Genomic DNA, 25278 nt, shown 5'->3' on the forward strand with positions numbered 1-25278 from the left:
TCGTTCGCCGTGGCAGTCTCACAGTTGTCGATCACGTAGGAGGAACCCCGTGAAACAGCAACTGCTGAAGGTCCAGAATTTCAACGTGTCCGCGGACGGTTTCGGCGCTGGTCAGGGCCAGAGCCTGGAGCGGCCGTTCGGTCACGCCGACCCGGGGCAGATGTTCGCCTGGGCCGGGGCCACGGCGAGCTGGCCCACTCGCACGGACCCGGGAGGCTCCCGCGGGATCGACGACTATCTGACGCGGGACTTCTCCCACAACATCGGCGCCGAGATCATGGGGCGCGGGAAGTTCGGGCCCCAGCACGGGCCCTGGCAGGACCACGAGTGGCGCGGGTGGTGGGGCGAGGAGCCGCCGTTCCACACCCCGGTGTTCGTCATGACCCACCACACGCGCCCGTCGATCACACTCTCGGACACCACGTTCCACTTCGTCGACGCCGACCCGGGCACCGTCCTCAAGCAGGCCAGGGTGGCAGCTGAGGGCAAGGACATCCGGCTGGGCGGCGGGGCCACCGTCGTCCGCGAGTTCCTTGAGGCGGACCTCGTCGACACGCTGCACGTGGCGGTCGCGGACGGCGTCACGCTCGGCTCGGGATCCAAGCTCTGGGACTCCCCCGACGAGCTCCTCGACCGCTTCCACCTCGATGTCGTGCCGAGCCCGACGGGCGCGGTGCGGCACCACTTGTTCTGGCGGAAGTGACGCGCGGCGCGCGTGGAGTCACGTACTCAGTTGCCTCGCGCGTGGAAGGGTTCCGGCTCGATCAGGACACACCGCGTTCCGGTGTAGATGGTGGGCATGCAGCGGTTGCAGTGGATGCACAGTGAGTGCGTGGGCCGGTCCGCGGCGCGGTCCTCGGCGAAGCGGTTGACGAGGTCGGGTTCGCGCAGCAGCGCGCGGCCCATCGCGACGAACTCGAAGCCCTCGGTCATGGCCTGTTCGGCGGTCTCGCGGTCCGCGATGCCGCCGAGCAGGATCAGCGGCAGTTTCAGCGCGGCCCTGAACTGGCGGGCCGAGGGGAGCAGGAACGCCTCCTCGTAGGGGTAGGCGCGGATGAACTTCCTTCCGAAGCGCTCGATGCCGAACCGCTGGGGCTGGGGGAACGTCGCCGCGAACTGGCGCACGGGCGCGCCGCCGCGGAACAGGTACATCGGGTTCAGCAGGGAGCTGCCCGCGGTGAGTTCGAGGGCGTCGACGCTGCCGTCGGCCTCCAGCCAGGCGGCGGTGCGCAGGCTCTCGTCGAGCCAGATGCCGCCGGACACACCGTCGTCCATGTTGAGCTTGGCGGTGATCGCGATCTCGTCGCCGACCTCGTCGCGGACCGCGCGCGCCACGCCCCGGGCGACCTTGGCGCGGTTGGCGAGGGTGCCGCCGTACTCGTCCTTGCGCTTGTTGAGCTTCGGGCTGAGGAAGGAGCTGGCGAAGTAGTTGTGGCCGAGGTGGATCTCCACCGCGTCGAATCCGGCCTCGACGGCGGTGCGGGCCGCGCGGGCGTGGTCGCGGGTGACGCGCGCGATGTCCTCGCGGGTGGCCGGGCGGGCGAAGCGGAAGGACTGCAGGTTCAGGAAGCGGCTGGGCGCGAGCGCGGGCAGCCCGTTGGAGACGGGGTCGGCGACGGGTCCCGCGTGGCCGATCTGCGCGGAGATCGCGGCGCCCGTCGCGTGCACGGCCTCGGTGAGTCGGCGCAGGCCGGGTACGGCCTCGGGCCGCATGTGGATCTGGTCGCGTTCGGTACGTCCCTCGGGGGCGACGGCGCAGTACGCGACGGTGGTCATGCCGACGCCGCCGGCCGCGGGTCGCCGGTGGTACTCGATGAGTCGGTCGCTGACCAGCGCGTCCCGGGTGACACCTTCGAAGGTGGCCGCCTTGATCACGCGGTTGCGCAGGGTGAGGGGGCCGAGGCGCGCGGGGGCGAGCAGGTCGGGTGCGGGGCCGGTGGTGTCGCGGGTGGAGTCTGCTGTGCTCATGGCTGTGCAACTCCTCAACTGTCGGTTCACGGACGGGCGTTCAGGCCCGCCGAGACGAAGGCGATGACCGTGTCCGCCGGAGGGCGGGGCGTGCCGCCCAGCTCGGCGGTGGCCAACTGCGGCTCCCCGTAGAGCTGGAGCAGGAGGTCGAACGTCATGCGCAGTCGGTGCCCGGCCTCCGCCCGGGAGAGGTCGGGCCGTGCGGCGCACAGCAGCTCGCGCCACGGCCGGCGCCCGAACCATCGGTCGTCGAACGGGAGTTGACGGCGGCTCAGGACAACGCGGGCGAGCAGATGCAGCAGCATGCGGCCGTGCGGGGTCCGGGCCAGTTCGTCGAGCGGCCGCACGAGTACGTCGACGAACTCCTCGACGCGCGGTGCCCTCCCGTCGGCCGTCCCGCGCTCCACGTCGGCGAGCGGCTGCGCCCACAGCGGGCCGAGGCGGCTCTGCAGCAGCGCGGCGACCAGGTCTTCCTTGGTGCCGAAGTGGTAGTTGACCGCGGCCGGGTTCATGCCCGCCGCCGCGTTGACCGCGCGGACCGACACCTGCTCGTACCCCTTGGCGAGGAAGAGCCGTTCGGCGGCGTCGAGCAGTGCCGCCCGTGTGGTGTTGGTGGGCATGGGCACAGGACAGCACGGCGCGGCACACTTTTCAATCAGTGATGGAATACCAGGTGCAGACGGTCGATCGTGCCGAACAGACACGTCGAAACTGTTAGAACTCCGGATGATCGGGGACGCAGTGGACATGGAGATCGGATACACCTTGATGACCGAGCAGGCGGGGCCCCGCGAGCTGGTGGGCCACGCGGTCGGGGCCGAGGAGGCGGGCTTCGACTTCTCGGTGACCAGCGACCACTACTTCCCCTGGCTGCGTTCCCAGGGCCACTCCCCATATGCCTGGAGCGTGCTCGGAGCCGTCGCGCAGGCGACGTCGCGGCTGCCGCTGATGACGTACGTGACCTGCCCGACCTTCCGCTACCACCCCGCGGTGGTGGCCCAGAAGGCGGCGACCGTACAGCTGCTGTCCGAAGGGCGGTTCCGCCTCGGGCTCGGCTCCGGGGAGAACCTCAACGAACACGTGGTGGGCCGCGGCTGGCCGGCGGTGGACGTGCGGCACGAGATGCTGGAGGAGGCCGTCACGATCATCAGCGCCCTGTTCGAGGGCGGGCACGTCACCCACCACGGCACGTACTACGACGTCGACTCGGCGCGCCTGTGGGACCTGCCCGGGACCACCCCGCCGATCGGTATCGCCGTATCGGGCGAGCGGTCCTGCGAGCTGGCGGGCCGGCTCGCCGACCTGCTCATCGCCACCGAGCCCAAGGCGGAGCTGCTGACCGCCTTCGACCGGCACGGCGGCGAGGGCAAGCCCCGCATCGGGCAGCTGCCGGTCTCCTACGACCCCGACCGCGGGGCCGCCGTCGCCCGTGCGCACGATCAGTTCCGCTGGTTCGGCGGCGGTTGGAAGGTCAACTCCGAGCTTCCGCACCCCGGCTCGTTCGAGGGCGCGACCCGGTTCGTGCGGCCAGAGGACGTCGCGGAGTCGATCCCCTGCGGCGCCGACGTGGACGCGTTCGTGCAGGCCGCGCGCCCCTTCGCCGATGCCGGGTTCACCGGTCTCGCCCTGGTCCAGATCGGCGGCGACCAGCAGCACGGTTTCCTGGAGTGGTCTGCCAGGAAACTGCTGCCCGCCCTGCGCGAAACCTTCGGATGACCGGGCGATGACCGAGCGCACACCGGCACCCGCACCGTCGACCGAGGGCTCGGCGCTCGTCGTGATCGACATGATCAACACGTACGACCACGACGACGCGGAGCTCCTGCTGCCCGCGTCCCGCGCCGTCGTCCCCGCGGTCGTGGAACTGCTCGACCGGGCGCGCACGGCCGGCGTTCCGGTGATCTACGTCAACGACAACTTCGGCGAATGGCGCTCGCACCACGGCGAGTTGGTGGACACGGCGCTGGCCGGGCCGCACGCCGATCTGGTGGAACCGCTACGGCCCGACGGAGACTCCCTCTTCGTCGTCAAGGCCCGCCACTCGATCTTCTACGAGACCCCGCTCTCGTATCTGCTGTGGGAGCTGGGCGTCGGACACATCGTGCTGTGCGGCCAGGTCACCGAGCAGTGCGTGCTCTACTCCGCGCTCGACGCGCACATCCGTCATCTGCGGACCACGGTGCCGCACGACGCGGTGGCGGCCATCCATCCGGAACTCGCGCACGCCGCGCTGGAGATGATGCGGCGCAACATGGGCGCACACATCGTGGCGGCCTCGGACGTGACGTTCGAGGACCGGGCCTGAGCGCGGGGTGAGCGCCCTCATCGACGGCGTGCGCGCGTGCGCCGAGGGTCAGCGCACGAGGGCGTACACGACCCAGCCGAGGAGGAACAGCACCACGATCCCGGTCAAGATCGCGGTGCCCTTCCCCGGCCCCGCCGCGCGCAACTCCCGCTCGAGCTCCTTCTCCTTGATGAAGGCCTTGGTGTCTTCCTCGGTGCGTGTGCGCACCCATCCGTTTCCAGGACCGAACATTCCCCGTGCCTCCCCGTTTTGACTGAATCTTGCTTCTTACCGAATGAGGCGCGGGCAAACGTCCGCTCGTCCGCTTCAGGTCCCGGCGCCGCGCAGTTGGGCCAGTGACGCCGCGTTCAGCGGGCGCGGCGCGGAGTCCGTGCCGGTGCCGACGAGGACGACCGTGCACGCGCAGGCGTGGGTGAGGGCGGTGGTGAAGCTGCCGTCGGCGAACTGGGTGAGCGGGCCGCGCGGCGAGTTCCCGACGGCTACGACGCGGGCGCCGACGTCCGCCGCGTGCCGGGCCAGCGCGCGGCCGGCGGCGGCGTGGTCCCCGACGCTGTTCAGCACCTGTCCGGTGGCGGCCGCCCCCTGACCCGCGAGCCGGTCGAGATGGTCCTTCACGGCGGCGCGGGCCTGCGCCAGGTCCTCGGCGTCGGCGGCCTGGTCGTCGACCACGGCGGTCTGCCGGACGTGCACGACCTCCAGCGGGCTGGAGGTGTCCCGGGCGAGGCGCGCGGCCGCGTCGACGATGGCGGGCGCCCGGTCGTGGTCGCCGACGGCGACGACGACGCGCGGCTCGCCGCTCGGGGCCACGGCTCCCACGGGCGTGAGCGACGGCTGCACCGGCTCGCCCTCGTCCAGGTTCGCCTCGGCCTGCCGCAGCAGCCGGTGCCCGCTGGCGAGGACCGGGATGGCCAGGATGAAGGTGAGCGCGGCCAGGTAGAAGGGCACGCTCAGGTCCATGGCGTCGGCCAGCTTGCCCGCGGCGTACGGTGCGAGGCCGCCGCCGATGAACCGCAGGAAGCCGTACGCGGACGAGGCGACGGGCCGTTCCACGGGCGAGACCAGCATGACGGCCTGCGTGGTGAGCGTGTTGTTGATGCCGATGAAGGCGCCGCTGACGATGACCGCGACGATCACCACGGTCGGCGTCGAGACCCCGGCGGCGATGACCGCCATCACGACGCCGAGGCAGAACAGATTCGCGTACAGGACGGCCGCGGTGCCGTAGCGCGCCTGGAGGCGCGGCGCGAAGTACACGCTGAACAGGGCGACCAGGAGCCCCCAGCCGGTGAAGACGAGGCCGAGTTCGTGGGCGTCGAGCTCCATGGGGTACGGCGCGTACCCGAGCATCGTGAAGAAGCCCCAGTTGTAGAGCAGCGCCATGATGCCCATGGTCAGCAGGCCGCGGTGGCGCAGCGCCTTGAGCGGGGCGAGCGGTGACGTGATCTTTTTGGGCCTGGGCAGATCGGGGACGAGGGCGATGGTGGCGATCAGCGCGATGGCCATCAGGACGGCGACGCCGAAGAACGGCCCGCGCCAGCTGATCGCCCCCAACTCGCCGCCGAGCAGCGGCCCGACGGCGATCCCGAGGCCGAGCGCGGTCTCGTAGAGGATGATCGCGCCGCCGAATCCGCCGCTCGCCGACGCGACGATGACGGCCAGGGAGGTGGCGATGAACAGCGCGTTGCCGAGACCCCAGCCGGCGCGGAAGCCCACGATGCCGTTGATGGAGCCGGTGGCTCCGGCGAGCGCCGAGAAGACGACGATGACGCTCAGGCCTATGACGAGGGTGCGCTTGGCGCCGAAGCGGCTGGAGAACCAGCCGACGACGAGCATCGCGACCGCGGTGACGATCAGATAGCTGCTGAACAGCAGGGACACCTGGCTCGGTGTGGCATGCAGGCTGTCGGCCAGAGCGGGCAGGATCGGGTCCACGAGACCGATGCCCATGAACGAGATGACGCAGGCGAACGCGACGGCCCAGACGGCCTTGGGCTGCTTGAAGGGGCTCGTGGTCTTCGACTCCCGCTTATGCATGCAGCCATCATGTATTTACGTGTACACGGAAACAAGATGCCTGCGGGCGCCACTCCCCCGCAGGGAGTGACGCCCGCACGGTGAACGCTCAGGCGGCCCGCTTCGGCAGCTTCCAGTTCGGCCGCGGGAAGTGGCAGGTGTACCCCTCGGGGTACCGCTCCAGATAGTCCTGGTGCTCCGGCTCGGCCTCCCAGAAGTCGCCGACCGGCTCCACCTCGGTCACGACCTTCCCGGGCCACAGGCCGCTCGCCTCGACGTCCGCGATGGTGTCAAGGGCGACCTGGCGCTGCGCATCGTCCACGTAGTAGATCGCGGACCGGTAGCTGCGCCCCAGGTCGTTGCCCTGGCGGTCCTTCGTGGTCGGGTCGTGGACCTGGAAGAAGAACTCCAGCAGGTCCCGGTAGGTGACCACCGAGGGGTCATAGACGATCTCGATGGCCTCGGCGTGGTCGCCGTGGTTACGGTATGTGGCGTTCGGCGTGTCACCGCCGGAGTACCCCACACGCGTCGACAGCACGCCCGGCCGCACGCGGATCAGGTCCTGCATTCCCCAGAAGCAGCCGCCTGCCAGCACTGCCCTCTCGGTTACCTCCGACATACGTCACTCCCTGTGCTACCTGATGACACGACGAGCAGATCCAACAGGTCCAACAGACCGCGACCCACAGATCTTCCAGTTTAGGCCGAGCTCCTCAAGCGAAGCTATCGACCCCCATAAGGCAGCCTTATGTGCCCATAGACCGGACCCGCCTACTTTCTAAGGCTTGCCTTACTTTAGGCTTCCCCTCAAGCACTCGTGGCCCGACCAGCACGTACGGACCACGGGAACCACTCGAAGGGAACCTGAACCATGCCTCGCCCCCTGAGGGTCGCCATCGTCGGAGCCGGCCCCGCCGGCATCTACGCCGCCGACGCCCTGCTCAAGTCCGAAACGGCCTCCGAGCCGGGGGTGTCCATCGACCTCTTCGAGCGCATGCCGGCCCCGTTCGGTCTGATCCGCTACGGCGTCGCGCCGGACCACCCGCGCATCAAGGGCATCGTGAAGGCCCTCCACCAGGTGCTCGACAAGCCGCAGATCCGCCTGTTCGGCAACGTCGACTACCCGCGCGACATCGACCTCGACGACCTGCGTGCCTTCTACGACGCGATCGTCTTCTCCACCGGCGCCACGGCCGACCGGGCGCTCGACATCCCGGGCATCGAGCTCGACGGCTCCTACGGCGCCGCGGACTTCGTGTCCTGGTACGACGGCCACCCCGACGTCCCGCGCACCTGGCCGCTGGAGGCCGAGAAGGTCGCGGTCCTCGGTGTCGGCAACGTCGCGCTCGACGTCGCGCGCGTGCTGGCGAAGACGGCGGACGAGCTGCTGCCGACCGAGATCCCGGCCAACGTCCACGAGGGCCTGAAGGCGAACAAGGCCCTGGAGGTCCACGTCTTCGGCCGTCGCGGCCCCGCGCAGGCGAAGTTCAGCCCGATGGAGCTGCGCGAGCTCGACCACTCCCCGTCCATCGAGGTCATCGTGAACCCCGAGGACATCGACTACGACGAGGGCTCGATCGCCGCCCGCCGCAGCGAGAAGCAGACCGACATGGTCGCCAAGACGCTGGAGAACTGGGCGATCCGCGACGAGGGCGACCGCCCGCACAAGCTGTTCCTGCACTTCTTCGAGTCGCCGACCGAGATCCTCGGCGAGGACGGCCGCGTCGTCGGGCTGCGCACCGAGCGCACCGAGCTGGACGGCACCGGCAACGTCAAGGGCACCGGCAAGTTCACCGACTGGGACCTCGGCGCCGTCTACCGCGCGGTGGGCTACCTCTCCGACGAACTGCCCAAGCTGCCCTGGGACATCAAGTCCGGCACCGTCCCGGACGAGGGCGGTCGCGTCATCCAGGAGAGCGGCGAGCACCTGCAGTCGACGTACGTGACCGGCTGGATCCGGCGCGGCCCCGTGGGCCTCATCGGGCACACCAAGGGCGACGCCAACGAGGCGATCGCCAACCTGCTCGCCGACCACGCCGAGGGCCGTCTGCAGACGCCGATCTCCCCCACCCCGGAGGCCGTCGAGGAGTTCCTCGGTGAGCGCGGCATCCGGTACACGACCTGGGACGGCTGGTACAAGCTGGACGCCGCGGAGAAGGCGCTCGGCGAACCGCACGGCCGCGAGCGCGTGAAGATCGTTGAGCGCGCGGAGATGCTGGACGCCAGCGAGGCGTGACATCGCGCCGCCGGCGAGGCGTGGGATGACGGGTGAGGGCCCGGCCGAGTCCGGCCGGGCCCTCACCCGTACCCGCGCGTTCGAGGCATGACAGGCGGCGGGATAAAGTGGCCGACTGGTAGATGTAAAAACCACTCACCTTGTCCGCCGTGGAGGCGCCGTGCCTCAGATCACCGTCGACTACTCGCCCGGGCTCGCCGACACCCTCGACCGGGCCGCCCTCGCCACCGCGCTGCACGCCCTGGTCGTGGAGGGCTCCGGTTCGCGCGGCACCGGCAAGACGTTCTTCCGCGCCGCCACGGAGACGTACGTCGTCGGCAGCGAGCACGACGACGTGCCGGTCGTGCACGTAGAGGTGGCGCTGCTGCCGGGGCGCAGCGAGCGGACCATGACACGGCTGTCGCAGCGGATTCTGGCGCTGCTCCTGGAGCACGTGGGCGCGGGCTCCGGTGCCGACGTGGTGTGCTCGGTCGAGGTGCGCCCTCTCGCGGCGTACAGCCTGTACCCGACCCGCCGTGAGTTCAGCGCCACGACGGGCTCCCGTCCCGAGCGCCGCGGGTGTACACCGGCCGCCTAACGCGGCTTCCGTGCCACCTTCCTGATGTCGAACGACACCGTCTTCTTCCCGGTGCCGTCGACCACGGACCACGTGTGGCCCGCCGCGAGGACGAGTTCGTCGCGGCCGTCGCCGTCGAGGTCGACTGCGTCCACGAGGCGGCCCGACAGGCGCGGCAGCCGGTCCCACGGCTCGGAGCCGAGGCCGGGCGCGGAGCCGCCGCGCAGGACGTCGACGCGGTCGTTCCCGCCCACGCGGTCGTCGTCGCTGCGCACGGCGAGGTCGTCGCAGCCGTCGCCATTGATGTCCGCGGACTTCAGGTCGATGCCGAAGCCGCCCTTGCGGGTCCCGCCGTCGATGACGACCGGGGCGTCGGGCGCTTTTGCGTAACGGATCGTCACCTTGCCCTTGCGATCGCGCGGTGCGAACTCGTCGTCCATCGGGACACCGCTGTCGCCGAGGGCGATGTCGGGCCTGCCGTCGCCGTCGAAGTCGCCGACGGCGACGTTCTCGCCCGTCGGCAACCGTTCGGCATGCGCGGCGAGGCCGCCGGCGGTGTCGGCTCCGCCGGCCAGCAGCTTGGGGTGTTCTGGTTCGCCCTCGTCGTACATCAGCAGATCGGTGGCCCGGTCGCCGGTCATGTCCGCCGCGATCAGCCGCAGGCCGGTGACGGCGTCGGCGTCGTCCGTGTACGGGTCGGCGCGTTCGGTGATCCGCGCGGGCTTGCCGGTGCGGGTGAACGGGCCCTTCAGGACCACGAGGTGACGCTCGTGCAGACCGGTGCGGTAGGTGGCCAGGTCGACGTGGCCGTCGCCGTCGAAGTCCCCGGCCACCGGCGGGTCCTCGTAGGCGTCGTTGCCCTTGTAGATGTGTACCGGCTGGCCCTTGCCCATGTGTGGCAGCGGGATGCGCGCGGCCCGGCGGCCGGGGTCCGGGCCGTGGGCGCCGCCCCACTGCACATGGGCGCTGCCGCCCGCCACGAGGTCCAGGTGGCCGTCGCCGTCCAGGTCCGCGACGACCGGAGCCGTCTGATAGAAGGTCATGGCGTCGTGTTCGGGCAGGTCGAAGTCCGTGGGCGTGAACACCGAACGGGCCGCGGTCCGCGGGCCGTGCGCGGAACCGGGCAGCAGGGCGACCCGGCCGGTCTCGTACACGTCCCCGTTGCTCGCCGGTACGCCGAGCGCCAGGTCGCGGTGGCCGTCGCCGTCGAGGTCGGGGGCGGGTGTGCCCGAACTCTTCGCGGTCGTGGTCGACGCCGCGCAGGCGCTGTCCGGGATCGGCGGGTAGCCCTCCTGGTGGCGGGCGCCCGTGGCGGTGCCCAGGAGCAGCACGCCGGCGAGGAGGCCCATGCCTCCTCGCCTGCGCCGTGTCCTGCGCGGATGTGCGGCCGTCTTGCATGTCATGGGGCCACTAGAACCGATGCGGTCGCCCCGTTTCCAGCGCCGAGATCGCTCCGTTATCCCCGCCCACGTGCCTCAACTCCCGCAGCCGGTTTGCTGCTTCAGCCGAGGCGCTCCTTCAGCCGCGCCACGTTGGCCGCCACGTCGCCGCGTGTGAGGTCGCTGCCGATGCTCACCGTGAAGGCACCCGCGTCGAGCCACTTGTCGGCGTCGTCCACGCTCACGCCGCCCGTCGCCATGATCCGGGCGCCGGGCAGCACGGAGAGCACCGACTTGAGGTAGGCGATGCCTCCGACGTGGGCGGGGAACAGCTTGGCGACGCCCCGGTCCGCCGCGATCCGCAGCTCGCTCGGGGTGAGGCCGCCCTCGACCAGGAGCCGGCCCGCGGCGTCGGCGACGGGCCGCACCTCGGGCACCTGGAACGGACTCACCAGGAAGTTCGCACCGGCCGCCAGGGCGCGTTCGGCGATCTCGGGCGAGGTGACGGTGCCGAGGCCGAGGGTCACCTCGGGGAACTCCTTCGCCCAGGCCGCGACCAGGTCCTCCCAGCCGGGTGTGGTGGCGGTGAACTCGAAGGCGGTGAGGCCGCAGTCCACGAGGGTGCGGGCCACCGCGTCGGCGGTGTCGGCGTCGGCCTCGCGCACGGTCGGGGTGACGCGCGCGGTGCGCAGGGCGTCGATGACATCGGCGTACATGGTGGGCTCCGGTCGGGTACGGGCTGTGGTCATGCCGGGGCCGCGATCTCGGCGAGGGCGTCGAGGGTGGACTCGGCGTCGGCCCCGCGGGCGCGCAGCACGATGGCGTCGCCGCAGCGGATGTTGAGCGTCATCAGGGACAGGACGCTGCGGGCGGGGACCTCGTGACCGTCGTCGCGCGCGACGGTCACATCGGCGGAGGCGCGGGAGGCGATCTGGGCGAAGGCGGTCGCGGGGCGGGCGTGCAGGCCCGCCTCCTCGGTCACCACCAGGCGGCGTTCGACGACGGTCATCGGTTGTTCTCTCCGTCCAGCAGTGCGGTCAGCCGGTCCACCAGCTGTTCTTCTTCGTCGGGGTTCATGGGGCGCGGGTCGATCGCGAGGCGTCCGGTGACGGCGTGATGGCCCCTCAGGTACACGCCGGACGCGGCGAGTTCGGCGGCGAGTTCGGACGCGTCGCGGCCCGCCGCCTCGGGGTCCACGGTGAGTTCGGTGCGGTGGATGTCACGGCCCGCCTCGTCGCTGACGACCCGAGTGGTGAGGCCCGGCAGGTCCGCGAGGCGCGCGGCGAGCTTCTCCATACGGGGCCGGTGTCCGCCGCTGGGGGCGCTGCCGTATTCGCGCAGTGCCTGGACGAGGCCGAAGAGGGTCTCCTTGCCGACCTTCATCGGGCGGGCGATGCCGCCGTACTGGGCGCGGCAGGCCGCCATATGCGCGGCGCTGCCGCAGATCATCCCGGAGGTGGGTCCGCCCACGGCCTTGCCGCCGCTGTAGATGACGAGGTCGGCGCCGGTGGCGGGCCAGCGGCGCAGTTCGCCCTCGGCCGCGGCGTCGACGATGACCGGGAGGTCGTGGGCGCGGGCCACCTCGACGGTCTGCGCCAGGGAGACCATGCCCTTCTGCACGGCGTGGTGGGACTGGACGTACAGCAGAGCCGCGGTGCGCGGGCCGATCGCGCCGGCCAGGTGGTCGGCGGTCACCTTGTTCGCGGAGCCGACCTCGACGGGGCGGCCGCCACCGAGCGCGACCATCTGCCGTACGGGCGCGCCGAAGTGGACGGAGTGGCCGCGCGGCAGGATCACCTCGCAGGGCGCGTCGCCCGCGTCGGGCAGGGCTTCGATGCGGGACAGGTCGGTGCCCGCGATGACGGCGGCGACCGCGATGGCGATGCCGGAGGCGGCCCCCGTGGTGGGGCAGCCGTCCTCGGTGCCGGTGGCCCGGCCGATCTCGCGGCCGACGGCGGCCATCAGGTCGTCCATGACGACGTGGTGGCGGGCGGCCTCGCCCATCGCGGTGACGACGCCGTCACTGAGGACACTGCCGCCGAGGGCCGTCATCTTGCCGCTGGCGTTGATGGCGGGCGGGGTGCCGAGGTCGTGGTGGAGAGATTGCACGGTGTTTCCTCAAGCTGTAATTGGCCCGGGAGGGCGGTCACTTGCCGGGGATCGGGAAGAACAGCCCCGCGATCATCGCTCCGATGATGGCGCCGCCGGTCAGCGGCTTCTGCCACTTGTAGAAGAGCGCGGCCCCGACGGTCGAGCCGATGCCGACGGGCAGCGACGCGGTGGCGGCGGAGATGATGACGAGCGGGCCCAGATAGCGGCCCGCGGAGTTGCCCGCGCCCATCATCACGTCGGCGCCGAACGTGGAGGTGCCGCCCGTCGAGTTCACGGTGGCGCGCCGGATCGCCAAGATGGCGGCGCCGATGAGACCGCCGAAGAGGGCGCCCACCGGGATGGCGAGCCAGAAGTGCTCCAGCGGGGCGGTGAATCCGGCGCCGAGCAGCATGGCGGGGATGCCGATGCCGACGCCGGTCTGGAGGGAGCCGCCGATGTCGAGGATGCCGACCATGGGCCCCTCGATGACGCGGGCGAACAGAAATCCCGCGCCGAAGGCGGCCGCGGCGCCGTAACTGCCGTTCTCCATACCGGCCTTGAGCATGGAGGCGACCGCGACGTCGCTGAACACGCCGGTCCCGTAGACGTAGTAGAGGTGGGTACCGGTGAAGATGCCCGCGGCCAGGCAGGCCACGAAGACCGGGAAGGCCCATTCCGAGAGCCAGAAGCTGCCCTCGCCCGGAACCTTGGTGAGGAAGCCGCCCTTGGCCTTCTCCTCGCCGGAGCCGGAGTTCTGTGCTGGTATGCCGCCGGTGGCGGCGGTTGATGTGTCGGTCATGGCGCTGCCTGCCTCACTCGGGCTTGGTGCCGGTCACGTCGTGGAAGTGCGTGAGCCAGTGCGGGATGTCGACGTTCAGCTGCTGGAGCAGGGTGAGATCGGCTCCGCGCAGGACGGTGCTGACCGCGAACAGCCCGAGCACCACGCCGGCGAGGGCCTTGGTGACCTTCGTCCAGCCCAGGTCGTCGACGCCCTTGCCGATGACGATGCCGAGCACGATGCCGGGCACCGCGTTGCCCATCACGAGGTGGCCGAGGCCGCCGAGGACGGTGCCCCAGGCTCCTGCGCGCTTGCCGGCGTCGACGGCGGCCATCCAGAAGATGATCGGCATGACGGGGTTGATCAGCCACTCCGACGCGGGCCCGAGCACCTTGGCCGCGACGTCCTGCAAGGAGTGCGGGATCGAGGCGGCGGTCGTGTTGAGGAGTGTCACCAGGACCATGCCGACGGCGGTGCCGGTGATGGCCATGCGCCGGGGGTTGTGCAGGGTCTCGGCGAGCCTGCGGTTCTTGATCATCGCGACCGACGCGGTCCAGTGCGGCACGATGCGGTGGTCCACGTCGGAGGTGAGCGCACCGGTGCCGACCGCGCTCGACCAGGCGTTGAACAGGAATCCGAGGCCGAAGGAGAAGTGGGCGACCGGGTCGTTCTGACAGGCGTTCAGCTCGCCGAGCGTGCGGAAGGCGCCCATGCCCTGGACCTTCGGCGCGTGGAACATGCGGGCCACGCCCGCGGAGGCACCGAAGCCGATGAGTCCGCCGATGACGAGGGACTCCAGCAGGACGGTGAGGGTCTCGTTCATCGGGTCACCTCATGTGCAGGGCGTGCTGGACCGGCGAGAGCCGCTCCTCGCGCACCGTGAAGTCGACGGTTTCCAGGTCGAGGGAGGCCACCTGCACCTCGACGCGCAGGGTGAGTTCGAAGCGCTGCCGGGTGCGGGGGAAGAGCAGCCCGAGGAAGCGTTCCGTCCAGCGGTGCTCCACGGCCGAGACGACCTCGAGTTCGAGGGGCTCGACGCGGAAGCACACACCGTCGGTCTTCTTGTCGACCGCCGACTGCACCTGCCCGATGGCGGTGGCGAACGCCTTGTCCCTGGTGGGCCCGGAGCCGGTGAGCCGCAGGGTGTGGCGGATCTGCTTCACGAGGCGTCCTTCGCCAGCTTCTTGAGGAGCGCCTCGGTGACCTTGAAGCCCAGTTCCTCGCTGTCGAGGAAGCCGAAGCCGAGGACGGTGCGGCCCTGTTCCACGGCGGTCACCCCGGCCTGCGCCGAGCGCATGCCGAACTCGATGTCGTGGCCGTACTTGGCCTTGGCGGTGACCGCTCCCGCGCCGCCGCTGCCGCAGAAGGAGATGCCGAGCACGGCGCCCTCCGCGTCCATCACGTCGCCGACCTTCATGTCGGCGCCGGGACCCGCGATGAGGACGGGCTCGCCGCCCGCGGCGCGTACGCCGTCGGCGACGGCCTGGCCCTTGCCGAGCCGGTGTCCGATCACGATCTTGACTGTCATGGCGGTGCTCCTTGGTGTGTGGGGTCAGGCCGAGGTCCTGTCCTTGAACTCCCGTCGTCGCCCGAAGGGCGGCCACGCGGCGTCTGGTGCGTGCGATCGCAAGGCGGCGGAAGCTCCTAGTAGCGGAGCTACTCGGAGTTTTCGGCAACGCCGCGAGCGTGCGTGCCAGACGCCGCGTGGCAGACGGGAGTTCAAGGACAGGGCCTCGGGATGGACTGGGCTTGGAGCTGTGCCGCCGCCTCGAAGTGCAGGGCGAGCAGCAGGACTTCGGTGTCCCCCGCGAGGAATTCGCGCGGGGCGCAGTAGGCGTCGACGAGGGTGCGGGCGGCCGCCATGCGGTCGGCCGGCAGTTCGGCGGCGAGTTCCGGGTCGAGCGGGTCCAGGTGTTCGGCCGTGCCCACCCGGCGGACGAAGGCGAGCGCGTGCACGGCGAGGGCGAGCACCCGTGTCTCGTCGAAGTCGATCCCGGCGACCTGCGCGTGGGCCCGCGCGAGCGGCAGGAACTCCGCCAGGTCGGCCCGGTCCTCGTCGGTGACGGGGTGCGAGGTGTCCTGGACGGCCGTCGCGAGCCGTTCGATCAGGGGCGTGCTCATTCACGGGCCTCTCGGTGTTTCGGTGGAGCGGTCGGTGGGTGGGACTCAGCCGGTGGAGGCCTTGGGGGTGTGGACGCGTCCGGCGCGCACCGTCAGGGCCGCCTCCAGGTGGGTGCGGGTGGTACGTGTGTCGCCGCCGGCGTCGGTCAGGGTGAGCGGGCCTTCGGTGAGGCGCAGCAGCGTCAGATCGGCGGCGGTTCCGAGGCGCAGGGTCCCCAACTCGTCGTCCAGGCCGAGCACTTGCGCCGGGTGAAGGGTGGCGCGGCGGATCACCTGGTGCGGCGAGAGGCCGAGCGTGAGCAGTTTGTTGAGCGTGGTGACCAGCGAGTGCACCGGCCCCGCGACATTGCCCACGTGCACGTCGGTGCTGATGGTGTGCGGGGAGAAGCCCGCGGCGAGGGCCCGTTCGGCGGTCGCGAAGCTGAGGCTCGCGCTGCCGTGACCGACATCGAGGTGCACCCCGCGCGCCACGGCCCGGCGCGCCGCGTCCTCGCTGCCGAACAGGCCGCCGGGCTTGCCGTGGAAGGCGTGCGTGACGACGTCGCCCTCGCCGAGCAGGTCCAGTACGTCGGCGAGGCGGGGCGGCTCGTTGCCGACGTGCACCATCACAGGACGGCCCACCCGCGCGGCGACCCGCTTCGCGGCCCTCAGCGGCGCGAGGCCGCTGTCACCGAGGACCGAGGAGCTCATCCGCACCTTGATGCCGCGCACCCGGTCGGGGTGCTCGCGCAGCAGCTTCTCGGTGGCCACCTCGTCGATGTCGCCGGGTCCGCCCGCGAGTTCGGTGCGGCCGTGGACGAGGCCGTGCCGGGAGATGTTCAGCCAGCTCAGGACGCGGGTCTCGGCGGCGTTGACAACGTTGCCCGCGAAGTCGTCCCAGTGGTCGCTGCCGCAGCTTCCCGCGTCCACCAGGGTGGTGACTCCCTGCTCGACGCCGACCGTGTCGGCGGGCACACCGAGCGAGGTGCGGGGCGCGTAGACGTGGGAGTGGAGGTCGATCAGGCCGGGCGCCACGAGCAGCCCCGTGGCGTCCACGCGCTCCTCTGCGTCCAGCGTGCCGGGCTCCCCGGTCGCGACGATCCGGCCGCCCCGCACGGCAAGGTCACCGGCGAAGGGCTCCGGGCGCAGGGGGTCGGCCAACAGCCCGCCCGAGACGACGAGATCGAATCGTTGCGGACCTGCGGTAGGAGCTGCGTGCACGGCCATGGACGGCGACCTTTCCCGGCATGAGAGTAGTGCGTACGACGACGGGCGCAGCGGGGCGCGGTTTGGGCGCAACACCGTTGCTGGACACCCGAGTCGAGGACCCGGGTACGTTCCGTGGAGTAGAATGGCGTTCCGCTCGGCGGATCGAGTGGAAACATAGCCCGCGTCTCCTCGGAGGGTCAATGGAAGCGAGCAAGCCCGCGAATTCCGTCGTCAAGGCGCTTCGAGTGCTGCACGCGGTGGCGCGTGCGGACGGACCGCACCGGCTCGGCGACATCGCGGAGCGCTCCGGCGTCTCCAAGGCCAGCACGCACCGGGTCCTCGCCACCCTCGTCGAGGAGGGGTACGCCGCCGCCGACGGCGAGGGCCGCTACGGCTGCGGCAACCAACTGCGCGCGATGGCCGCGCAGGTACTGGCCGACGACGCCGTCGGCATCGACGCCGTACTGCGCGCGCTGCAGCAGCGGCTCGGACAGGCCGTGCACCTGGCGGTGCCGAGCGGGGACCACGCCACGTACACGCACAAGGTCGACCCGGGCCACGCCTACCGGATCGCCACCGACGTCGGCGCGCCGCTGCCGCTGCACGCGACCGCCGCGGGCAAGGCCCTGCTGGCCCAGCTGCCGGCCGAGGAGGCCGCCGCCGTCCTCGACCGCACCGGACTGCCCGCCCGCACCCCGCACACGCACACCGATCGGGCGGCCCTCGTCGAGGAGTTGGCCGCGATCCGCGATTCCGGCTATGCCACCGACTACGAAGAGTCGGACGCGTCGATCTGCTCGATCGCGGCCCCGGTCCTCGACGCGGACGGCACCCCCGTCGGCGCCGTCTCGGTCTCCTCGCTCACCTTCCTCGTCACCGAGGAGCAACTGGCCGGATTCGCCCCGGCCGTGCGACAGGCGGCACAGGACGTGTCCCGCCGCCTGTGACCGGGCCTGCGGGCACACACCAGGGCCCCTCCGCACCTGGTGTGGAGGGGCCCGTCCCGGTGGTGTCACCACCCGGTGTCACCGCACGGTTCAGACGGCGCATCCGCACTGACCACAACACCCCAGCCAGCGGCGCAGGGTGGCGTGCACGGTGTCCGGGAGCGCGCTGAGCAGCTCGATGGCCTCCGTGTCGCCGGGCGAGGGCGCGACGCCCGACGCGGTGAGCACGGCGTGCAGTTCGAGGCGGCGCATGTCCTTCGGACCCACCCGGCAGGGCAGCCGGTGCGCCGGGTTCGGCGGGGCCAGCAGCCAGTCGTCGGCCCAGTCGGTGGCGTAGGTCTGCTCTTCGTCCAGCCCGGTCGTGATGGTGTGCATGCCGGCCTTCTTCGTGGCGTACGCCGTTGTCTGAAGGCAGAGAGCACCGGGGGCCGTGCGCCGGTTGCGGTTGGGGCCGAGGATCACACGAAGGGCTCAATGCGCGGGTTATCACGCATTCCCGGTCTCCCCGGGCCGGTCCCTCTCGTCGAGGAACTGCTCCAACTCCCGGTCCATCGCGCCCTGATCAGCCTCCGCCCCGAACGGTACGAGGGCGTGACTGCGCTCCAGATAGGTGAGCAGCGCCCGGTGCCCCATCACGAAGCGGACCGGCCCGCCGACACGCGTGCCGCGGATCTCGATCTCCACGCCCAGCGGCTCGCCCTCCTGCACCACGGGCCGCACGGTGACGTCACCGACGCCCGCCGCGCCGCTGAGTCCCGCGGAGAGCAGATCGCGGGACAGCGTCCAGTTCCCGCCGCGCGCCACGCTCCCGGGGACGACGACCCGGACGACCAGAGGGTCGTCCGCGCTGTACCGCAACTCAACTTCGCACGCGAACCGTTCGCCGTCCGGGTAGGCGAGAACTCCCGTCGCCAGCGCCTCCAAGCGCCCATGCGTGTGCCGTTCGTCAGGGCTCACCCTGACTCACCTCATCCCTGCTGTCGCACCTGCGCGGGAGCCCTCACCACTCCTTGCCCCACCCCCGGCGGCACTGCCCGGTATGCGGGGTCGCCCGGCCCGTCACCGCTCCCGCCGGACTGTGCTGTCGCCCGACATGGGCGACATTCCAAACCTTAGGCCAAGGGGCATACACCGAGTGGCATATGCGCGAATGGCCCAACGGCCTTCACAACCAGTTCGAGACGAGAGACCGGCACCGCAGGAACGTTCGACCGCAGCGCTTCCCCGCGACGTCGCTCAGACGTCGTCCTCCCCCGCGGGCAAGTGGGTGTCACCGTCCGACCAGTGGTTGATCCACCCACAAGCACCGCACGCGTAGCGGCCGTTGATACCCGCCACCACGGTTCCGCAGCCACCGCACTGCTTCTCGGTGACCTGCTGCCCGGAGAGGAAGGCGGCAGCGGCCACCGCCGTCTCCACGTTCTGGTCATGCGACACGTCCATAAGGCGCCCCTACCCAGCTGGCACCGACTCAACATCCCTGGGGCACATTCTGTTCGGTACGGGTTACCGTCCGGTATACGTGAACGGCACACGCGTCCACGGTCGCGCGTGCACTGTCGAGCCCTGGGAGGCCCCCATGCCCACGTCCGCCCGGATCCAAGCCGGATCCGTCGTCGAGGGCTTCACCCTGCCCGACGAGACGGGGGCTCCGACCTCGCTGTCCTCCCTGCTCTCCGAGGGGCCGGTCGTGCTCTTCTTCTACCCGGCCGCGCTCACCCCCGGCTGCACCGCGGAGGCCTGCCACTTCCGGGATCTGGCGGCGGAGTTCGCGGCGGTCGGCGCGCGCCCGGTGGGCATCAGCTCCGACGCCGTCGAACGCCAGCAAGAGTTCACGCAGCGGCACACGCTCGGGTTCCCGCTGCTGTCGGACCCTCAGGGCGAGGTGCGCGGCCGGTTCGGGGTGGCGCGCGGCTTCGCCCCGCTGCCGACCAAGCGCGCCACGTTCGTGATCGGCACCGACCGGCAGGTGCTCGAGGTGGTCCGCAGCGAGTTCAGGATGAGCGCGCATGCAGACCGGGCCCTCGAGGCGCTGCGTACGAAGGCGGGCTGAGGCCCCGGGCTAGCGCCGTCCGCGGACCAGCAGGTACACGAAGTACGGCGTGCCGACGACGGCCGTCATCAGGCCCGCGCCCAGTTGGGCCGGGGCGATGACGGAGCGGCCCAGCAGGTCCGCGACACAGACGAGGGCGGCACCCAGGAGCATCGCGACGGGCACGACGCGCACGTGCTTGCGTCCCACCAGGGCGCGGGCCGCGTGCGGCGCGACGAGACCGACGAAGCCGATCGTGCCCGCGGCGGCCACCGCCGTCGCGCTGAGCAGCACGCTGAGCACCAGGAAGCCGAGGCGTCCGCGCGCGAGGTCGAGGCCGAGGAGGCGGGGCGTGTCCGCGTCGAGGGAGACGAGGTCGAGCTCCTTGCGTCGGGCGACCGCGATGACCGCGGCGACGACGAGCACGGCCGCGACCGGCAGCACGTCCGGGAAGCCGCGCCCGTAGGTCGAACCGGACAGCCACACCAGGGCCTTGGTCGCGCTGAACCGGTCGGTGAGCACGATCAGGAGGCTGATCAGGGCCGCCGTCCCCGACGCCGTGCCGACGCCGACCAGGACGAGCCGGCTCTGCTGGAAGCCGCCCTTGGCCGCGAGGCCGAACACGATCGCCGAGGTGACCGCGGCGCCCGCGAACGCCGCTCCGGCGATGGTCCACGAACCGGCGCCGGGCACCGTGGTGACCAGCAGGACGGCGCCGAGCGCGGCGCCGCCGGAGACGCCGAGGACGCCGGGTTCGGCGAGCGGGTTGCGGGTCACGGACTGCACGAGCGTGCCGGACAGGGCGAGCGCCGCACCCGCGCACAGGGCGGCCAGGACGCGCGGAACCCGGGTGTCGAGGACGAACGTGATGGCCTGACCGGCCTGCCCGCGCGTCCAGTTGGCGACGTCACCGAGGAGCAGGGTGCTGTCGCCGAGGAGGACGCCCGCGACGGCCGTGCCGGCCAGCACCGCCGCCAGGGCGACCACGGTGACCGCGAAGACCTTGCGGCTCGGGATGCGCAGCCGGTCCGGCGGCGCGGCGGCGTCCCCGTCCCGAAGGCGCAGCGCCATCACGACCAGGAACACCGCGCCGACGACGCTGGTGACGACGCCCGTCGGCACGGTGACCGCCACCTGGGCGGAGGTCACGGCGCGCAGCAGTACGTCGGAGCCGAGCACGAGCGCGGCGCCGACGAGGCCCGCGACGGGGATGCGCACCCGGTGCCGTACGAGCGCACGCACCCGGCGGGCCACCGGCCTGACCAGGGCGGGGGCGCACAGGCCCACGAAGCCGATCGGCCCGGCCAGGGTGACGGCGGCCGCCGAGATGAGGGCGGCGAGCACGACGGCGGTGACGCGGGTGCCGCGCACCGGGATGCCGAGGCCGCGCGCCGCGTCGTCCCCGAGGGCCAGCCCGTCGACGCGGCGGGCGAGCAGGATCAGGCCGATGAGCGCGGCGACCACGATGGGCGCCATGCGGGCCACACCGGCGAAGCCGTTCTGGGCGATGCTGCCCTGGTTCCACTGGTAGAGGCCCTCGGTCTGTTCGGGGAACAGGAGGATCAGCGACTCGGTGACGGCGTTGAGGCCGAGGGCGAGGGCGCTGCCCGCGAGGACCAGGCGGACGGTGGTGGCGGCGCGCCCGGCGAGGCCGAGCACGACGGCGGCCGCGGCGAGTCCGCCGACGAAGGCGACCGCGGAGGACGCGAACACGGAGGCGGTCGCGCCGGTGGCCGCGAGCACGCCGAGCGCGAGGTACGAACCGGCGTTGACGGCGAGGGTGTCGGGCGAGGCGAGCACGTTGCGGCTGACCGCCTGCAGCACGGCGCCGGCCGCGCCGAGCGCCACGCCGACGAGCAGTCCCGCCACCATGCGGGGCAGCCGGGAGGCGACGACCACGGAGGCGTCGCCCGCCTCGGCCTGCCCGGTGAGGGCCTGCCACACCTGGCGCGCGCCGACGTCGGCCGTGCCGTAGGTGATGTCGACGACGGCGAGCACGGCGACGAGCAGCACGAGCCCGGCCGTCACCCCGACGGCGCCGAACGACGGCGCCGCCAGGGTGCGGGGAGGTGCGGTGACGGCCACGTGCCTACTTCTTCGTCAGGGCGGCGACGACGCCGTCGATGTACTGCTCCATCGACTTCGGTCCGCCGAACAGCCAGATCCCGTCGGGCAGTCGGTGCACGTCGCCGGCCTTCACGAAGGGCAGCGAGGTCCACACGGAGTTGTCGGCGAGGTCCTTGGTGAACACGTCGGACCCGCCGGCCTTCTTGTTGCCGATGTACGTGAACTGCGTGTCCTTGCCGAGCTTGGTGAGGCCCTCGACGTCGGTGGTGGCCAGGCCGTAGTCCTTGTCGCCCTTGACCGTCCAGGCGTTCTTCAGGCCGAGGTCCTCGTTGACGGAGCCGAGCAGGGAGGCGTCGGTGAAGGCGCGTACGGAGACCTGGTTGGAGGCGGCGTAGCCGTCGGCGGCGGCGATCTTCGAGCCGTCGGCGCCCGCGTCCTTGAGCGCCTTCTTGCCCTCGGCGAGCTTCGACTCGTAGGACTTCTTGGCGGCCTTGGCCTCGTCCTCCTTGCCGGTGGCCTTCGCGAGGGTGTCGAGGGTGTCGAACACCGTGCCGACCTGGTCGGCGCCGTCGGCCGACTTCACCTGGAGGACCGGGGCGATCTTCTTCATCTGCTTGACCGCGGACGCCGACAGGTCGGTGGTGGCGACGATGAGGTCGGGGGTCAGGCCCGCAATGCTGTCCATGCTGGGCTCGCCCCGAGTGCCGATGTCCTTGGGCGAGTTGGTGAGCGGCGCGGCGGTGTCCCAGGCCTTGTAGCCCTTGACGTCGGCGACACCGGCGGGGTCGACGCCGAGCGTGACGAGGGACTCGACGACGTTCCACTCGGTGCCGACGACCTTGGTGGCCGGGCCGTCCAGGCTCACCTTGGAGCCGTTCGCACCGGTCAGGGTGATCTTCTCGGACTTGGCGTCGGAGCCGGACTTCGCGGGCTCGGAGGTGCCACAGGCGGACAGGACGAGGGCCGCGGCGGCGGCGGTCGCCACGGCGATCAGGGGGCGTCTCATGAGGTGCTCTGGAGCCTTTCGCTTCTGCTGTGGTGACGGCCTATCGCGCGGGTGCGCAGCCGTCCGGTGAAGGGGTCGGTGTCGACGTCGACGCGGATGCCGTACGTCTCGGTGAGGCGCTCGGAGCGCAGGACGTCCTCGGGGGCGCCGTCGGCGATGACGCGGCCCTCGCTGAGCAGCGCGATCCGGTCGGCGACGGCGGCGGCCTGGTCGAGGTCGTGCAGGACGACGCCGACGGCGATGCCGCCGTCGTCGGCCAGGTCCCGCATGAGGTCGAGGAGTTCGATCTGGTAGCGCAGGTCGAGGTAGGTGGTCGGCTCGTCGAGGAGCAGCACACCGGTCTGCTGGGCGAGGCAGCTCGCCAGCCACACGCGCTGCAGCTGCCCGCCGGAGAGCTGGTCGACGCCGCGGTCCGCGAGTGTCTCGACCCCGGTCGTCGCGAGGACCCGCCCGACGACCTCGGCGCCGTCGGCGTCGGCCTGCCCCCACCGTCCGCGGTAGGGGTAGCGGCCGAACTCGACGACGTCGCGCACGGTGAGCCCGCCCGGCGTGGGCCGGCTCTGCGTCAACAGGGCGACGCGGCGGGCGAACTGGCGGGCGGTGAGGTCGAAGCCGTCGGCGGCGTCGGCTGTTCCCGCGTCCAGGCTCAGCGTGCCGTGCCGGGGCTTCTGCAGCCGGGCGATGGTCCGCAACAGCGTCGACTTGCCGCTGCCGTTGGGGCCGACGAGGGCGGTCACTTCGCCGGGCTTGAGGACGAGGGCCGCGTCGTGCACGACGTCGACTCCGTCGTACGACACGGTCACATGCTCGGCCGACAGTTCGTGACCGCGCGGACGAGGGGCGCTACCTGCGCGTTCACCAGATCTCACGCTCCGAAGGTTAGCCTAACCTTACTCGTCGTGGAACCCCGGGGGCCGCCTGCCGATCGGCGCCGACCATGAATGGATCCGGCATGCGGGGTAGTCCGTCAGTGCAGCTCATCCAGCTCGAAGTCCGAGAGGAGACACGCACCATGGCTCTGCGGAGCAACCCGAAGTACACCGTCCCCGGCCTCGACGTGGCCGAGGCGGGCGAGCTCATCGACATCCTGCAGCTGCGCCTGCACGCCCTCAACGATCTGCACCTCACGCTCAAGCACATCCACTGGAACGTCGTAGGACCGCACTTCATCGCCGTGCACGAGATGATCGACCCGCAGGTCGAGAAGGTCAGGGGGATGGCGGACGAGGTCGCGGAGCGCGCCGCGGCGCTCGGCGGCGTCAGCCACGGCACACCCGGCGTGCTCGTGGCCGCGCGGACCTGGGAGGACTACAGCGTCGGCCGGGCGGACGCCCTCGCCCACCTCGGCGCCCTCGACGTCGTCTACACCGGCCTCATCGAGGACGTCCGCAAGGCGGTCGAGCGGACCGGCAGGGTCGACCCGGCCACGCAGGACCTGCTGATCGGACAGTTGCGCGACCTCGAGAAGTTCCAGTGGTTCGTCCGCGCCCACCTGGAGACGGCGGGCGGCGCCCTGCGCACCGGTGACGCCGGCACCGAGACGGAGGCGGCACGGCAGGCCGTCCGGTGAGGCCCACGGGCCCGATCGTGTGACTGCGCCCCGGTGGTGCACCCCGCGCACCACCGGGTGCGTCTACGGTGGGGGTTCGTCAATTGTTGAGTCGACGCGGCACATCGCCGCGCCGACCGTGAGGAGCTCTCATGTCCGACGAAGAGCCGCAGCGGTCAAGCATGTTGGGCGTCGAGATGCGACAGGTGTCGCTGGACGACGGCACGGTGATGACGATCGTGTGCGACGCGGGCCTGTCCGAGGCGGATGTGCGCTCACGGGCGACGCGGATCGCGGAGGACAACCGGCGGCAGTAGAGCCGGCCGCGGGAGCGGGACCGCCGCCTTTTACCCCAGAGGCCTTTTGCCCCAGAGGCAAGCACAATGCCAGGGCTTCAACATTCTGTTTATGATCACCGGGCCCCCGCTCCACCTGCCCGGAGATCGCATGTCCACGCCCCCGTCCGCCGTCCCCCGCCCTCATCCCCTGCACGCCCTGCGGGCCACCGTCTTCGCGATCGGCGCCCTGCTAGTGCTCGTCGCGGTCGGCGTGCTGCTGCGGCAGCCGCTTCTGATACCGCCGCTCGCCGCGAGCGCCGCCCTGGTGCACGGCGCGCCCGGACTGCCGATCTCGCAGCCGCGCAATCTCGTCGGGGGCCAGCTGATCTCCGCCGCCATCGGGTTCGGGACGCTCGCGGTGACGGGGAGCAACGGATGGGGCGCGGCCGTCGCCGCCGGGCTCTCGCTCGGCGCGATGATGCTCACCCACCTCTCCCACTCCCCCGCGGCCGCCACCTCGGTGATCGTGGTGCTGCAGGCCCCGCACCCCGTCCCCTTCCTCTCGCTGCTCGCGCTCGGCACCGGGCTGCTGGTCGTGGTCGGGCTGCTGCCGGGCCGGATCGGCGGACACCCGGTCCGTTACCCGTTGAGCTGGTGAGCGGGCGTCCGTAGCTGTTAATGTTCTTGGACCTTTCGCGTCTCGAGGAGAAGAACATGGCGGTGGACGACGACATCTCCGGGTGAATACCCGGCTCTGACAGGCC

31 protein-coding genes are annotated in these 25278 nt (G+C 71.4%); 10 read left to right on the top strand and 21 right to left on the bottom strand.

The genetic code is table 11. The features are described from left to right. Window positions 1–49: 49 nt before the first annotated feature. On the top strand, window positions 50–703 hold the full coding sequence (locus OKJ99_RS16205) for a dihydrofolate reductase family protein (RefSeq protein ID WP_326016925.1): 654 nt from the start codon (window positions 50–52) through the stop codon (window positions 701–703). A gap of 26 nt (window positions 704–729) precedes the next feature. Here the strand turns inward: OKJ99_RS16205 and OKJ99_RS16210 are convergent, their stop codons facing one another. Then, window positions 730–1968, bottom strand: a complete 1239-nt coding sequence (locus tag OKJ99_RS16210) for an NADH:flavin oxidoreductase (protein ID WP_326016926.1) — start codon at window positions 1966–1968, stop codon at window positions 730–732. Between the two features lie 26 nt (window positions 1969–1994). Next, window positions 1995–2588 (bottom strand): TetR/AcrR family transcriptional regulator, encoded by a 594-nt coding sequence (locus OKJ99_RS16215; protein WP_326016927.1) that lies wholly within the window; start codon window positions 2586–2588, stop codon window positions 1995–1997. A 127-nt stretch (window positions 2589–2715) separates the two neighbouring features. Between OKJ99_RS16215 and OKJ99_RS16220 the strand changes: the two genes are divergently transcribed. Both OKJ99_RS16220 and OKJ99_RS16225 read left to right on the top strand, forming a co-directional pair. Then, entirely contained in the window at window positions 2716–3684 is a 969-nt protein-coding gene (locus OKJ99_RS16220; protein WP_326016928.1) for an LLM class F420-dependent oxidoreductase, read from the top strand. A 7-nt stretch (window positions 3685–3691) separates the two neighbouring features. Continuing rightward, the gene (locus tag OKJ99_RS16225; protein WP_326016929.1) at window positions 3692–4273 is read left to right on the top strand and encodes an isochorismatase family cysteine hydrolase; all 582 of its coding nucleotides are present in this window, start codon (window positions 3692–3694) and stop codon (window positions 4271–4273) included. A gap of 48 nt (window positions 4274–4321) precedes the next feature. On the opposite strand, the gene OKJ99_RS16230 is transcribed toward OKJ99_RS16225, so the two are convergent. The 3 genes from OKJ99_RS16230 to msrA all read right to left on the bottom strand — a co-directional run bounded on the left by OKJ99_RS16230 (window position 4322) and on the right by msrA (window position 6905). Beyond that, entirely contained in the window at window positions 4322–4480 is a 159-nt protein-coding gene (locus OKJ99_RS16230) for a hypothetical protein (RefSeq protein ID WP_326016930.1), read from the bottom strand. Between the two features lie 99 nt (window positions 4481–4579). After that, entirely contained in the window at window positions 4580–6307 is a 1728-nt protein-coding gene (locus OKJ99_RS16235; RefSeq protein ID WP_326016931.1) for an MFS transporter, read from the bottom strand. An 88-nt stretch (window positions 6308–6395) separates the two neighbouring features. Beyond that, window positions 6396–6905, bottom strand: a complete 510-nt coding sequence (gene msrA / locus OKJ99_RS16240; RefSeq protein ID WP_326016932.1) for a peptide-methionine (S)-S-oxide reductase MsrA — start codon at window positions 6903–6905, stop codon at window positions 6396–6398. A gap of 252 nt (window positions 6906–7157) precedes the next feature. Between msrA and OKJ99_RS16245 the strand changes: the two genes are divergently transcribed. Together OKJ99_RS16245 and OKJ99_RS16250 are read left to right on the top strand one after the other, a co-directional pair. Then, a complete protein-coding gene (locus tag OKJ99_RS16245; RefSeq protein ID WP_326016933.1) occupies window positions 7158–8522 on the top strand; it encodes an FAD-dependent oxidoreductase in 1365 nt (454 codons plus the stop codon). A 160-nt stretch (window positions 8523–8682) separates the two neighbouring features. Then, window positions 8683–9099, top strand: coding sequence for a 5-carboxymethyl-2-hydroxymuconate delta isomerase (locus OKJ99_RS16250; protein WP_326016934.1), 417 nt, complete (start codon window positions 8683–8685; stop codon window positions 9097–9099). On the opposite strand, the gene OKJ99_RS16255 is transcribed toward OKJ99_RS16250, so the two are convergent. The 10 genes from OKJ99_RS16255 to OKJ99_RS16300 form a co-directional block, all read right to left on the bottom strand. Further along, window positions 9096–10427 (bottom strand): FG-GAP repeat domain-containing protein, encoded by a 1332-nt coding sequence (locus OKJ99_RS16255; RefSeq protein WP_326016935.1) that lies wholly within the window; start codon window positions 10425–10427, stop codon window positions 9096–9098. The genes OKJ99_RS16250 and OKJ99_RS16255 overlap by 4 nt on opposite strands. Window positions 10428–10579: 152 nt before the next feature. Continuing rightward, the gene (locus OKJ99_RS16260; RefSeq protein ID WP_326016936.1) at window positions 10580–11206 is read right to left on the bottom strand and encodes a bifunctional 4-hydroxy-2-oxoglutarate aldolase/2-dehydro-3-deoxy-phosphogluconate aldolase; all 627 of its coding nucleotides are present in this window, start codon (window positions 11204–11206) and stop codon (window positions 10580–10582) included. Continuing rightward, on the bottom strand, window positions 11203–11466 hold the full coding sequence (locus OKJ99_RS16265; RefSeq protein ID WP_326016937.1) for an HPr family phosphocarrier protein: 264 nt from the start codon (window positions 11464–11466) through the stop codon (window positions 11203–11205). The genes OKJ99_RS16260 and OKJ99_RS16265 overlap by 4 nt, the downstream gene beginning before the upstream one ends. Continuing rightward, complete coding sequence (locus OKJ99_RS16270) at window positions 11463–12566, bottom strand: DgaE family pyridoxal phosphate-dependent ammonia lyase (RefSeq protein ID WP_326016938.1); 1104 nt, start codon at window positions 12564–12566, stop codon at window positions 11463–11465. The genes OKJ99_RS16265 and OKJ99_RS16270 overlap by 4 nt, the downstream gene beginning before the upstream one ends. Window positions 12567–12603: 37 nt before the next feature. Beyond that, window positions 12604–13347: a DUF4310 family protein gene (locus OKJ99_RS16275; protein ID WP_326016939.1), complete on the bottom strand. Its 744-nt coding sequence runs from the start codon at window positions 13345–13347 to the stop codon at window positions 12604–12606. 13 nt (window positions 13348–13360) lie between these two features. Further along, window positions 13361–14149, bottom strand: a complete 789-nt coding sequence (locus OKJ99_RS16280; protein WP_326016940.1) for a DUF4311 domain-containing protein — start codon at window positions 14147–14149, stop codon at window positions 13361–13363. Window positions 14150–14153: 4 nt separating this feature from the next. Continuing rightward, on the bottom strand, window positions 14154–14489 hold the full coding sequence (locus OKJ99_RS16285; RefSeq protein WP_326016941.1) for a DUF4312 family protein: 336 nt from the start codon (window positions 14487–14489) through the stop codon (window positions 14154–14156). Then, window positions 14486–14854, bottom strand: coding sequence for an SFCGS family glycine-rich protein (locus OKJ99_RS16290; RefSeq protein ID WP_326016942.1), 369 nt, complete (start codon window positions 14852–14854; stop codon window positions 14486–14488). Before OKJ99_RS16290 ends, OKJ99_RS16285 begins: the two co-directional genes overlap by 4 nt. A gap of 191 nt (window positions 14855–15045) precedes the next feature. Further along, window positions 15046–15447, bottom strand: a complete 402-nt coding sequence (locus tag OKJ99_RS16295) for a hypothetical protein (protein ID WP_326016943.1) — start codon at window positions 15445–15447, stop codon at window positions 15046–15048. Window positions 15448–15492: 45 nt separating this feature from the next. Further along, window positions 15493–16653 (bottom strand): amidohydrolase/deacetylase family metallohydrolase, encoded by a 1161-nt coding sequence (locus tag OKJ99_RS16300; RefSeq protein WP_326016944.1) that lies wholly within the window; start codon window positions 16651–16653, stop codon window positions 15493–15495. 182 nt (window positions 16654–16835) lie between these two features. On the opposite strand from OKJ99_RS16300, the gene OKJ99_RS16305 reads away from it, so the two are divergent. Further along, window positions 16836–17582, top strand: a complete 747-nt coding sequence (locus tag OKJ99_RS16305; protein ID WP_326016945.1) for an IclR family transcriptional regulator — start codon at window positions 16836–16838, stop codon at window positions 17580–17582. A 90-nt stretch (window positions 17583–17672) separates the two neighbouring features. Here OKJ99_RS16305 and OKJ99_RS16310 read toward each other — a convergent pair whose 3' ends face one another. From OKJ99_RS16310 to OKJ99_RS16320, 3 genes are all read right to left on the bottom strand, one after another. After that, entirely contained in the window at window positions 17673–17957 is a 285-nt protein-coding gene (locus OKJ99_RS16310; protein WP_326016946.1) for a hypothetical protein, read from the bottom strand. A gap of 111 nt (window positions 17958–18068) precedes the next feature. Next, window positions 18069–18539 (bottom strand): SsgA family sporulation/cell division regulator, encoded by a 471-nt coding sequence (locus OKJ99_RS16315; RefSeq protein WP_326016947.1) that lies wholly within the window; start codon window positions 18537–18539, stop codon window positions 18069–18071. Between the two features lie 279 nt (window positions 18540–18818). Further along, window positions 18819–19025 (bottom strand): hypothetical protein, encoded by a 207-nt coding sequence (locus OKJ99_RS16320; protein ID WP_326016948.1) that lies wholly within the window; start codon window positions 19023–19025, stop codon window positions 18819–18821. A 136-nt stretch (window positions 19026–19161) separates the two neighbouring features. Here OKJ99_RS16320 and OKJ99_RS16325 point away from each other — a divergent pair, with 136 nt between their 5' ends. Next, window positions 19162–19635, top strand: coding sequence for a peroxiredoxin (locus OKJ99_RS16325; RefSeq protein ID WP_326016949.1), 474 nt, complete (start codon window positions 19162–19164; stop codon window positions 19633–19635). Between the two features lie 9 nt (window positions 19636–19644). Here OKJ99_RS16325 and OKJ99_RS16330 read toward each other — a convergent pair whose 3' ends face one another. From OKJ99_RS16330 to OKJ99_RS16340, 3 genes are read right to left on the bottom strand one after another with little or no spacing between them, the layout of a single operon-like run. Continuing rightward, entirely contained in the window at window positions 19645–21699 is a 2055-nt protein-coding gene (locus tag OKJ99_RS16330) for an iron ABC transporter permease (protein WP_326016950.1), read from the bottom strand. Window positions 21700–21703: 4 nt separating this feature from the next. Further along, entirely contained in the window at window positions 21704–22687 is a 984-nt protein-coding gene (locus tag OKJ99_RS16335; protein ID WP_326016951.1) for an iron-siderophore ABC transporter substrate-binding protein, read from the bottom strand. After that, window positions 22684–23556, bottom strand: a complete 873-nt coding sequence (locus tag OKJ99_RS16340) for an ABC transporter ATP-binding protein (protein WP_326016952.1) — start codon at window positions 23554–23556, stop codon at window positions 22684–22686. The genes OKJ99_RS16335 and OKJ99_RS16340 overlap by 4 nt, the downstream gene beginning before the upstream one ends. 143 nt (window positions 23557–23699) lie before the next feature. Between OKJ99_RS16340 and OKJ99_RS16345 the strand changes: the two genes are divergently transcribed. The 3 genes from OKJ99_RS16345 to OKJ99_RS16355 all read left to right on the top strand — a co-directional run bounded on the left by OKJ99_RS16345 (window position 23700) and on the right by OKJ99_RS16355 (window position 25172). Further along, window positions 23700–24257, top strand: a complete 558-nt coding sequence (locus tag OKJ99_RS16345) for a Dps family protein (protein WP_326016953.1) — start codon at window positions 23700–23702, stop codon at window positions 24255–24257. Between the two features lie 131 nt (window positions 24258–24388). Continuing rightward, on the top strand, window positions 24389–24553 hold the full coding sequence (locus tag OKJ99_RS16350) for a hypothetical protein (protein ID WP_326016954.1): 165 nt from the start codon (window positions 24389–24391) through the stop codon (window positions 24551–24553). 130 nt (window positions 24554–24683) lie between these two features. Further along, window positions 24684–25172 (top strand): HPP family protein, encoded by a 489-nt coding sequence (locus OKJ99_RS16355; RefSeq protein WP_326016955.1) that lies wholly within the window; start codon window positions 24684–24686, stop codon window positions 25170–25172. Window positions 25173–25278 lie beyond the last annotated feature (106 nt).

The sequence above is a fragment of the Streptomyces endophyticus genome (genome assembly GCF_035798155.1).
In the GTDB taxonomy this organism is placed as follows: domain Bacteria; phylum Actinomycetota; class Actinomycetes; order Streptomycetales; family Streptomycetaceae; genus Streptomyces; species Streptomyces endophyticus.